Here is a 9,850-nt window from a genome sequence, read left to right as displayed (position 1 = left end):
GCTGACCCTAGATATCAAAGCCCGCCTAGCCAAGGTGTATCCCGCAGCCGCTGAGGACTATGAAGCGATTTTACTTACCGGTTCCGGCACTTGTGCCGTAGAGGCAATGCTATCAACCCTTGTGCCTCAGGATGGCAAGGCTTTAGTGGTAACAAATGGGGTCTATGGTGAACGCATGGCAGCAATGATCAAGGCTCACGGTAAGTCCCTGGAGGTGATCAAGGCTCCCTGGCACGAGCCAATGAACCTGAAAGAGGTTGAAACCTGCCTGAGCCAGGATTCAGCCATTACCCATGTGATTGCCGTTCATCACGAAACCACCACTGGACGGCTCAATGATGTGGCTCAGTTGGGTCAACTATGTCAGCGCTACAATGTCGCACTGCTACTTGATAGTGTTTCCAGTTTTGGGGCTGAGGCCATTGAGTTTGCCCCTTGGAATTTAGAAGCCTGTGCTGCAACGGCCAATAAATGCTTGCATGGTGTGCCTGGTCTATCCTTTGTGTTGGTAAAGCGATCCATTTTCGAAACTCGCCCCTCTGCCGCTGGGACCGTTTACTTAGATCTCTATCGCTATCATCAAGAGCAGGCAAGGGGCTATTCGCCCTTTACCCAAGCAGTACAGGTGGCTTATGGGCTCCAGGAGGCTCTCAAGGAAATGGAGGACATGGGGGGACAGTCGGCTAGAAACAGCTCTTACACTGAGCGTGCTCAGCAGATTTTGCAGACTTTGCAAAATCTCGAGATCAAACCGCTCTTGGATGTGCAGGATTATAGCTGTGTCCTGACTTCTTTCAAATTGCCCCCAGGCTACAGCTATGACCAAATCCATGACACGCTCAAAGAATCCGGTTTTGTGATTTATGCGGGGCAGGGGGGACTCAAAAACCAGATTTTCCGGATAGCTAATATGGGCGATATCCAACCGAGTGATCTAGACCGTCTGCTGGATTGTTTTCATGGCTTGTTTAAGAATTAACAGGGAATATAAATTTAAAATGCTAGCTCCTAATTTTTGGAGCTACACACATATTTTTTATAGTTTTGGAGAGGTCTTTTTCGCAGTAAAAAATGGAAGCTATTTTTTTAGATTTTGATGGGGTAATCGTAGATTCTCTTGAAGAATGGTATCACATTGGCGTACTTGCATATCATGGTATCGACAAACCTCTTCATGATAATCAACATAAAGAATTATATAAAAATAATTGTCATCTTATTTACTCAGATGCAGATGAATATTGTTTATTTAAAGCCTTAGAAAATCAAAATATAAAAAGCTTTACAAAAATTCGAAAAGACGTAAATCAAAAAGAAGTTGATAGTTATAGTAAACAATTCAAAAAAATTAGAAAATTTTATCAAAAAAATCATTTAAATTGGTGGTGTGGGTTACATAGTCTTACTGATTATGGAAAAACACTGAAAAATCCAAAAAACACCAAAGATTATTTTATTCTAACTCGTAAAAATATGGAGGATGTTTTAATTCTCAAAAATCATTTCAATATTAAAATACCCGATCTAAAAGTATTTGATTATAGTCATTCTGTAAAATATGGCGGTAAAGTAGATTTTATTGAAAGATTTTTAGATAACCATCCAGACTATAATAATGCTGTTTTAGTTGATGATAGGATAGAAAATTTGTGTAAATCTTCAAAAGTTAAGTGTTATTTCGCCTCTTGGGGTTATGGTAAAGGAAATAATGAATTTGAAACATATAAGAATAGTTGATAAGTACTAAAAATTATTATGAAGTCTACATTACATATTTCAAAAAATCCGATAGATAAATGCATAGAAAAAATTCTAATAAATGAACAAATAGACGGTAGTATTATAGGTCCAACTGTCTATTCAATGAATTGTTTTGCTCCCATTTACGAGCATTTTAATAAAAATCAGCTACCGATAATTGTACCAAAATATCCTTTATTTTATTCAAATATTGAGAAATTAAAGTTTCCTACCAGTGGTCAACGTTTTTTAGTTTTTGGGGGGGGAAGTCTCATAGATTTTGTAAAACTTTGTGCTAAACGTGATAAAATTTCTTTAACTGTTTTGTTATCTTCTATTTCCAATGATGGATTTTCATCTAGTTTTAGTTCGTTAAAGGCGGATGAAATGTCATATAATCAGAGTTATCCATCAAAAGCACCTCAGTCTGTTTATGCTTGTTTGCCCTTATTAAATAAGCACATGCCACATAAATTTTGGATTAGTGCTCTGGGTGAATTATTATCAAAATTGAATGTGTGGGAGGACTTAAAAGTTGATAAGAAAGTCAAGGAATTTGATCAAACACCTTTTTATCAAATTGAACGATTTATAAACAAATACACGAAACGTAATGAAAACTCATTAATCGAAATAATCAAACAGCTTTACTCATTTTCTTTATTAATGAAAAATGATAGTAGTTGGTGTAGCCGTTCTGAACACGAATTTGAGAAGTTATATGCAGCAGATAGTGACATGTCACACGGTCAATTAGTTTTAATGGGTGCTTTAGTTGCTATGAAGATAAGATGTATTTATAAGTTACCTGATTTATATGAGCAGTTATTATGTTATTGTCGAAAATTAGAGATAACCTTAGAATTAAAACAAGGATTTGATACTATTATAGAATCAAATAATTATAAAAGAATGAAACAACTATCTTCAGTACGACCTGAAAGATTTGGTTTGTGGAATATTATAGATTCCACAACCGTTGACTGGAAAATGATTATCAAAGAAATAATAAAGGAGTTATAGATATCGTGATTAAACCGAATCACATTACCTTATTTAGATTATTTTTAATTTTTATAGCTTTTGTTTCATGGTATCTTGTTCCTCCTCAATACTATCTGTATATTGGTGTGTTATTCTATATAGCATTTTTATTGGATGCTGTTGATGGGTGGTTAGCTAGAACAAAGGACTTAAAAACAGATTTCGGTAAGTATTTCGATCCTATTGTAGACTATATAGGTTTCCTAGCCTTGTATGTCATTAGCATTGAGATGGGAATTCTCCCGATATGGTTTGTTTTTCTAGCTCTGACAAGAGACTTTTTAGCAACATTTGCAAGACAGATATTAAATTTAAATAATATTGTGATTGAAGCAAATGTTATTGCTAAATTAAAAGCCGTATATATTGGTTATCCGTTGGTAGGGCTTTATTGGTATAAAATTTATGGGTTTTCAAGTCAATGGTTGTTTATTGTTATTGGTTTACACATACTACTAGAAGGTCGAATTTTTGGATATTCCGATCCTTTAGAAAATCGTTGGAATTCTATAATATTGTGTTTCGCGACTATTGCAGTAGTTACCTTAACTACATTAAGACCTGTAAGTGATAGTCTTTCTGATCTGACTGTGTTATTCATACTTATAACTCAATCATTGATCTGGGTTTCTGGCATTCAATATTTATGGGATGCCAGAGAGTATATCATTCAATCATTTGAGTCAAACTAATCACATTATTTTTTAAAAAAATTCTGCATAAAAATAGTTACGAATAGGCGATAATATAAATTAGAATACAAGTAATTATAGTTTGAAAAACAGAAGAGTTAATGAATAATAATCAAGAAGCCCAATTCTTAGCAAAGTGGTCAAATAAATGGAACACTGAGAGCAGCGAGGTTGAGAAGGAATATGATACTTTAGCTCAAGTGTATGAGGAAAAAGTCTTGAATTGGCAGTATGCTGGTCATCAGGTTGCTGCTGAACTGATTGCAAAGTTTGTTGCTACCGATGGCAAAATTTTGGATCTCGGATGTGGAACGGGACTTGCTGGACAAGCTCTTCTAGAACAAGGTTATCAAACCATAATTGGAGTTGACATTTCTGGTAAATCTTTAGACCTCGCTAGAGAAAAAAATATTTATACTGCTTTATATAAAGCAGATATACAGCAAGCATTGCCATTTCAAGATAATGAATTTGATGGAATCATTTCCACTGCTGTGCTTACTAATATGGAAACGTCAAATGTGTTGTATGAGTTTTGCCGAGTAGTAAAGCCGGGAGGATATCTGGTGTTTACAAACCGAGAGGATATCCACTCTCAAAAAAAATTCGACGTTACCTTGCAACAGATGGAGTCAGAAGGCATTTTAAAACAAGCCTATCTTTCGCCACCACAACCCTATCTTCCCAATAATCATGATTATGCAGAGAAGATCAAGATTCTGTATTGTGCCTATGAGGTGTGCATTTGATGTTTCTCCGGGCTATTGGCGAAGCTTGCGCCTTAGCCCATAGCATTGGAGATTCTAAAAGGTCGTTAATTCACGTCCTTCTAGAAATTAAAACATGGAGGCTCTCAACTCTGTTTCTTGTAGGCATAAACAAAGGTAGTTTGCCCCAATTTTTGGCGCAAACTTTCCCGTTGCTCAAGATAGTGAACGATGCTTCCATCCTTGTTCATATTTCCAACTCGCTCCAATGCTTGTTCTAATTCCCCTTGCTTCGCCAAAGACCAAGTAGAATCACCATTCCGATAGGTTTGCTTGAGGGGGCCTTCTGGGTCAAGGTAATTGTCACCTTGCATAACAGCATGAATTGGAACAACAATGCCCCCAAAGCAAAAGCCAGCTTGATCCAATTTCTGAGTAATGCATGCTATGGGTGGCATACGTTTAGCGATTCTTGATACCGCGTCTGGAATCAGATCAGCCCACCAAAATCCATCATAAATCTGTGGATGACTGCTGGTATTACACACAAATACGCCTTGGGGACGCAGCACTCGATACGCTTGCTCAAACACCTGGTTCAGTTCAGGAAAATTTTCCTGAGCTGCGTCGTCGGAACCCAAGTGATGGAGAACCTGGTTACACATTATCCCATCAAAGGTTTCATTCTCATAGGGAAGATCGATAAGACTGCCTTGATCTAAGTGAATATTGGGGTGATTGCGGAACTTTTCTGTTGCTTGCGCCAACATTCCCCCATTGAATTCTAGACCCCACAGGCTATTGACTTTGCTCTTCAACGCCTGGATATAGTTTCCAGTACCACACCCACCATCCAAGATCACCTGCTCTGGCAAAGGACGAGGGGTAGTCGCAAAGCAACCTAATAAAATCTCAACCCCGATTGGGATACGAGTGGTGTCGTAGTTTTTGGATGTATCCTGATAGTTTTCATATTCTTTAATCATGGCTTTGTTTTTACAATTTTCGGTGTTATCGATGATATTCTATGTCCTCATAATATTACACTGAGGTATACCATAGATATGGTTTTATGGGCGTTGCTGAATTAAGCAATTAATAGGAGTGGGGTGGGCATCCTGCCTGCCCGAAAATATTGATAACGGGCAAGATGCCCGTTCCACCAAGATGCCCGTTCCACAACAAGATGCCCGTTCCACAACAAGATGCCCATTCCAAAAGTTTATCCCCCTCCAGGATTGATCAACTTAAAGTTAGCCTCAGAAATTACGGCGGTTTGCATAACTATCAGGTACACAAGATTTTTTTCCCTCTTCCCTGTTCCCACTTCCGACTTCCCTGCTCCCTGCTCCCTGCTCCCTGCTCCCTAAAAACCGATAACGAAAGTACCTAACAGCAAGTGCAAACCGCTGTAGATCACATCATTATCCGCTTAACTGTTCAAGGGGGTAGAATTATAAACGATAATATTATACACAATTAACCATAACTATTAACGATGAAAAAATACATTAAATATATCCAAGACTCTCGGGATATCGCTAGATTATTAAATGGTGTAGAATCCGAAAATTTAAACAACTTATTTTGGTATGACTTACCCTTAAAATATGCAGTCAGTTGGCGCGGAATTTTTCACATATTTAACGCACACATATTCCAACGAAAACGAGATGCGATTGCCAAAAATTACGACATCAATACTATTTACTATTCCCACAGGGAAGAAGATGGTATCAACCATCCGAACCCTAGTGTTTGGTACTGTACATCCCTCAACAGTAAACCGTGGTTTGATGATAACGATGAAATTACCTCAATCCTCGAACAAAATGCCGAAATAATTATATCTGAGTACAACAAAATAGATGAATATATGAAAGAACATCCCGATCATGTTAGCTTAATGGGGTCAGGTCAATGGAATGGTATATTTATTTTTTCTACTGGGCGAGAGAAACAAGCTATAGCATATTTATGCCCAAAAACACTTTCAATACTCGAAAAATTACCCCTTTGTATTAACTTTGGTTTTGTGCTGTTTTCCGAGTTAGTTTCTGATAGTCATATATTGCCCCATAGTGGTTCTTCAAACTTAAGATTGAGATACCATTTAGGAGTGCGCATACCCGAACCAGAAAGTGCAAAAATACGAGTAGGAAATGAATGGCGCTTTTGGCACCAAGGTAAAGCTATGGCGTTTGACGATTCTTTCGAGCATGAAGTATTGCATCAAGGGGAAAAATCAAGAGTTGTCTTAGTTATCGATGTATGGCATCCCTCATTAAGTGAAGAAGATATAAAAATACTCAGTCATCCAGTTTTTGCAACTTATGGTAAACTGTGACGGATAAATATTACGTTATTCAGTTCTGTTGGCGATCGCTTAAACTGGTCAAGAAAATAATCCAATATGAATAATTTATAGAAATCTGATATAAAAATTTTAATATGTTCTCTACAAACACCATAGAACATGATTTGTATCTTTTCCCAAATCATAATTGCTGAATAGAGATGCTCACTGTAGACAAAGTAATACATTAGGGTGTAACATACATATTGTTTTAGAGCTATTTAAAGATTAGACATTGCAGAACAATTGGCACGAAATCTGGAATCGCAGACAGGCTGATCAGGCAGAGCAGCCAACTTTAGTTTCTTTGCTGGTTGCAAATGGCTACGATCCTCCCTGGTCATCAGGTGTGCAAGAATCTGGCTGGATGGCTTATGGGAAGCATATCGCGGCTCGGCTCAACATCACCCCAAAGGATTCATTGTTGGAAGTTGGGTGTGGTGCAGGTGCTTTTCTCTATCCGTTTTACCAACAAGGAAACCCCGTCGCGGGAATTGACTACTCAGCTAACTTGGTCAAGATTGCCCGAGCGGTCATGCCCCAAGCCACGATCAGCCTAGGAGAAGCCATTGATCTACCAAGAGACCGTCAATTCGATGTTGTGGTGTCAGGGGGGGTCTTCCATTATTTTCCAACCTATGAGTATGCAGCAGAGGTGCTCCGGGGCATGGTTCAAATCGCCCAGAAAAGTATCGGCGTTCTTGATCTTCCTGATCTGTCTAAGCAGGAAGCAGCAATCAGTGCCCGGAAAGCAGCCATCGGAGATGCGGAATATGAGGAGAGGTATCGGGGACTCGATCATTTGTACTACAGCAAGGACTGGTTCCAACAAGTTCTAGCAACTGAGTCGGTTCAGGTAACGACTGAAGATCAGTGCCTTCAAGCCTACGACAATAGCAAATATCGTTTCAATGTCTTGATTCATAAACACTAATGGAAGTAGAAACAGCTGTTATTCTAGCTGCTGGTATGGGCATTAGACTGCAGGAACTAGGGCAATCGACTCCTAAAGGGTTTCTCCAGTTGGGAGAGCAACCCATTATTGAGGAATCGATAGAGCGCCTGACTGCCTGCGGTATGCAGCGCATCATCATTGTCACTGGTCATTTATCTGACTTTTATGAGCGTCTGCAGCAACGTTTTAATGACCAGATATTGACGGTTCATAACCCACACTATGCCGAATCAGGTACCATGTATTCCCTCTATTGTGCCCGTGATCTGATTGAGGGTGATTTTCTGTTGTTGGAATCAGATCTGATTTACGAACAGCGTGCTTTGACAGCAGTCTTGAACTTTCCTAAAGACAATGTCGTCTTGCTATCTGGTCAAACCAATGCTGGTGATGAAGTGTATGTAGAAACTTCAGGTGAGACAATCGTTGCGATGTCTAAAAATAAGGCTGAACTGGGGAGTCAAATTGCCGGTGAATTGGTCGGTATTTCCAAAATATCCCAGCCTTTGTTTCAAAGTATGTTGGCCCAAGCCACCGTAGGATTTAAAACGAGCCTCAAGCTGAATTATGAAACTGATGGGCTGATAGCAGCAGCAAAATCCTATCCAGTTTACTATACGGTGATTAGCGATCTACTCTGGGCAGAAATTGATGACCGATACCAGCTTGCCAGAGCAACAGAGCAAATCTACCCAGCAATTCTCCAGAAAGATGCTCAGTGACAGCACATTGGCAGATGGCCTTTATAGCACTGCGCGCTGTTATATTTACAGATCCTGTCAGGCTGCATCGACTGCCTTGTCAAGATTAAAATCATACTTAGGCAACTCTTTCCTAATGGCCGTCTTCTCTTTGTGCCACCAATGCTTGATGGGGTTGAAGTCAGGGGAATAGGTGGGCAAGAACAGTAATTAACACCCAGGTTTTTCGATCAGTTCCCTAATGTAAAAAACCTACCCCTGTGAGTGCCCCATCTCCTCATCTGGATCTGTAGTCCTACTTTAAAGAATTGGTATTACTTTAGTTCGGGGAGAGTTCAAGGTTTCTGAGCAGATACAACTAGGGCTGACATAGGCAGAAGCAGTCGATTATTTTGCCTATAGCTTGCAGTGTTCTGGTGAATTGCTGCCCGTATATTGTCAAGGGATTTACTAGTTTGAGCGCGCAGTATACCACCTGTTCTTGCAGTGCCTTTATAAAAAGCATCAAAAAGTTCATCGGCACTGCTAAGTTCCCAGAGTAGGTAAATTTCCTGCACAGAAGGATTCTTAAATCCTAAATTTTGCAAACACTTGAAGCAATAATCCGGTTCACTAAATAGAAAAAATGGCGGCCCTTCTGGAAGAGTAACCTCTGAATTTTTATAGGTCTCAATCGCCTTATTCATAATCTTCAACGCTATCGATTTTTCTGGCTTACTCCACACAGTAAAGCCAAACTTGGCCTGGCTACGAATTACCCGAAATGCTTCACCCAGTGCCTTTTCTGGTTCAGCCAAATGCAAAATTCCAAAGTTCATTACGGCTGCTTGATATCGAGATTCGGCAAAGGGTAATGATTCGGCTTCCCCCTGAAAAAATTCGATCTGGGGATTCAGTTGCCGTGCTTTGGCAACCATAGCGTCTGATAAATCTACCCCCGTCACCTTACATCCTCGCTTCTGGGCCTGGGCAGCCACATAACCAGGACCAGTGGCAATATCAAGTAATTCCATATCCATTGCCGCATTTACACTATCGAGCAGAGTGTCGATAGTTTGGCTAGTCAGAGACGAAAAAGAGGAATGGTATTGGTCTACTGACTGTTGCCATCCACAATATTCAAATTGTCTAAATTCCTTGGGATTATTGGTGGGTATTGTCATCTTTCGGTAATCTTTTTGGTAGCTGTTAGGTAAGCATTCAGCCGTCAGCCGTGAGCTATAGCAGAAGTCATTTGTCAGAAGTCATTTGTCAGAAGTTAAACTCAAGCCAAACTGTAGTTTGAGACTTTTGTCATGTCCTAATTACCCTGGCGACTGCTATAAGAGCTCACGCTACTTGAGGTGCCGTCAGCAGACTTAACTCATATTAAATGAATGGTTACCTGTTTTATTCAAAAGCTTTTCCCGTAGCGTGGCACAGGCTACTTGAGGTGCTATCAGCTATCAGCCAAAAGCCTGTGGCTACGCTACGGCAACAGTTTATGCCCATAGCGCACGCTACACCGAACAGCTTTTGAATAAAATAAGCTGACGGCTGATAGCTGATACCTGAATGCTTACATGGCATTGAGCCAAAATTAGCCTTATTGACGAGTGTAAGAACGCTCGAAATGGGTCTTAACTGGATGGGCAACTGTTGCTATAACAACGGCT

The 9,850-nt window shown here is 39.7% G+C and carries 12 protein-coding genes and 1 pseudogene; 10 read left to right on the top strand and 3 right to left on the bottom strand.

Going from position 1 to position 9,850, the window contains the following annotated elements; all coding sequences use genetic code 11:
* The 5 genes from F6K20_RS11560 to F6K20_RS11540 all read left to right on the top strand — a co-directional run.
* Positions 1-979 (top strand): pyridoxal-phosphate-dependent aminotransferase family protein (locus F6K20_RS11560; RefSeq protein WP_287294745.1); only part of this gene is annotated, 979 nt, incomplete at its 5' end.
* A 92-nt stretch (positions 980-1,071) separates the two neighbouring features.
* Positions 1,072-1,737, top strand: coding sequence for a hypothetical protein (locus F6K20_RS11555; protein ID WP_287294743.1), 666 nt, complete (start codon positions 1,072-1,074; stop codon positions 1,735-1,737).
* Between the two features lie 18 nt (positions 1,738-1,755).
* Positions 1,756-2,763 carry an iron-containing alcohol dehydrogenase gene (locus tag F6K20_RS11550; protein WP_287294741.1) on the top strand — a complete coding sequence of 336 codons (1,008 nt, stop codon included), beginning with the start codon at positions 1,756-1,758 and terminating at the stop codon, positions 2,761-2,763.
* A 5-nt stretch (positions 2,764-2,768) separates the two neighbouring features.
* Positions 2,769-3,476, top strand: coding sequence for a CDP-alcohol phosphatidyltransferase family protein (locus F6K20_RS11545; RefSeq protein WP_287294739.1), 708 nt, complete (start codon positions 2,769-2,771; stop codon positions 3,474-3,476).
* 101 nt (positions 3,477-3,577) lie between these two features.
* Complete coding sequence (locus F6K20_RS11540; RefSeq protein ID WP_287257373.1) at positions 3,578-4,225, top strand: class I SAM-dependent DNA methyltransferase; 648 nt, start codon at positions 3,578-3,580, stop codon at positions 4,223-4,225.
* Positions 4,226-4,329: 104 nt separating this feature from the next.
* Here F6K20_RS11540 and F6K20_RS11535 read toward each other — a convergent pair whose 3' ends face one another.
* Positions 4,330-5,169, bottom strand: a complete 840-nt coding sequence (locus F6K20_RS11535; protein WP_008191536.1) for a class I SAM-dependent methyltransferase — start codon at positions 5,167-5,169, stop codon at positions 4,330-4,332.
* A 164-nt stretch (positions 5,170-5,333) separates the two neighbouring features.
* On the opposite strand from F6K20_RS11535, the gene F6K20_RS11530 reads away from it, so the two are divergent.
* From F6K20_RS11530 to F6K20_RS11515, 4 genes are all read left to right on the top strand, one after another.
* On the top strand, positions 5,334-5,576 hold the full coding sequence (locus F6K20_RS11530) for a hypothetical protein (protein WP_131826846.1): 243 nt from the start codon (positions 5,334-5,336) through the stop codon (positions 5,574-5,576).
* Positions 5,577-5,681: 105 nt separating this feature from the next.
* Positions 5,682-6,530 carry an aspartyl/asparaginyl beta-hydroxylase domain-containing protein gene (locus tag F6K20_RS11525; protein WP_008191534.1) on the top strand — a complete coding sequence of 283 codons (849 nt, stop codon included), beginning with the start codon at positions 5,682-5,684 and terminating at the stop codon, positions 6,528-6,530.
* 244 nt (positions 6,531-6,774) lie between these two features.
* A complete protein-coding gene (locus F6K20_RS11520) occupies positions 6,775-7,473 on the top strand; it encodes a class I SAM-dependent methyltransferase (RefSeq protein ID WP_287251071.1) in 699 nt (232 codons plus the stop codon).
* Positions 7,473-8,216: a phosphocholine cytidylyltransferase family protein gene (locus tag F6K20_RS11515; protein ID WP_287251070.1), complete on the top strand. Its 744-nt coding sequence runs from the start codon at positions 7,473-7,475 to the stop codon at positions 8,214-8,216. Before F6K20_RS11520 ends, F6K20_RS11515 begins: the two co-directional genes overlap by 1 nt.
* A 57-nt stretch (positions 8,217-8,273) precedes the next feature.
* On the opposite strand, the pseudogene F6K20_RS11510 reads toward F6K20_RS11515, so the two are convergent.
* Both F6K20_RS11510 and F6K20_RS11505 read right to left on the bottom strand, forming a co-directional pair.
* A pseudogene (locus tag F6K20_RS11510) lies at positions 8,274-8,438 on the bottom strand (transposase); the annotation flags it as partial.
* A gap of 92 nt (positions 8,439-8,530) precedes the next feature.
* Complete coding sequence (locus F6K20_RS11505) at positions 8,531-9,358, bottom strand: class I SAM-dependent methyltransferase (protein WP_287251069.1); 828 nt, start codon at positions 9,356-9,358, stop codon at positions 8,531-8,533.
* A gap of 209 nt (positions 9,359-9,567) precedes the next feature.
* Here F6K20_RS11505 and F6K20_RS11500 point away from each other — a divergent pair, with 209 nt between their 5' ends.
* Positions 9,568-9,714: a hypothetical protein gene (locus tag F6K20_RS11500; protein ID WP_287294734.1), complete on the top strand. Its 147-nt coding sequence runs from the start codon at positions 9,568-9,570 to the stop codon at positions 9,712-9,714.
* Positions 9,715-9,850: the final 136 nt, after the last annotated feature.

It is taken from the genome of Moorena sp. SIO2C4, assembly GCF_010672485.1.
GTDB classification, from domain to species: Bacteria; Cyanobacteriota; Cyanobacteriia; order Cyanobacteriales; family Coleofasciculaceae; genus Moorena; species Moorena producens.
Note: the sequence above shows the minus strand (reverse complement) of the source record. Positions and strands in the feature narration are given on the sequence as shown.

Bases quoted from the DNA above. Each gene is read 5' to 3' on its own strand.
- F6K20_RS11555 (WP_287294743.1), top strand. From the start codon at position 1,072: ATGGAAGCTATTTTTTTAGATTTTGATGGGGTAATCGTAGATTCTCTT.
- F6K20_RS11550 (WP_287294741.1), top strand. From the start codon at position 1,756: ATGAAGTCTACATTACATATTTCAAAAAATCCGATAGATAAATGCATA.
- F6K20_RS11540 (WP_287257373.1), top strand. From the start codon at position 3,578: ATGAATAATAATCAAGAAGCCCAATTCTTAGCAAAGTGGTCAAATAAA.
- F6K20_RS11535 (WP_008191536.1), bottom strand. From the start codon at position 5,169: ATGATTAAAGAATATGAAAACTATCAGGATACATCCAAAAACTACGAC.
- F6K20_RS11530 (WP_131826846.1), top strand. From the start codon at position 5,334: ATGCCCGTTCCACCAAGATGCCCGTTCCACAACAAGATGCCCGTTCCA.
- F6K20_RS11525 (WP_008191534.1), top strand. From the start codon at position 5,682: ATGAAAAAATACATTAAATATATCCAAGACTCTCGGGATATCGCTAGA.
- F6K20_RS11515 (WP_287251070.1), top strand. From the start codon at position 7,473: ATGGAAGTAGAAACAGCTGTTATTCTAGCTGCTGGTATGGGCATTAGA.
- F6K20_RS11505 (WP_287251069.1), bottom strand. From the start codon at position 9,358: ATGACAATACCCACCAATAATCCCAAGGAATTTAGACAATTTGAATAT.
- F6K20_RS11500 (WP_287294734.1), top strand. From the start codon at position 9,568: ATGAATGGTTACCTGTTTTATTCAAAAGCTTTTCCCGTAGCGTGGCAC.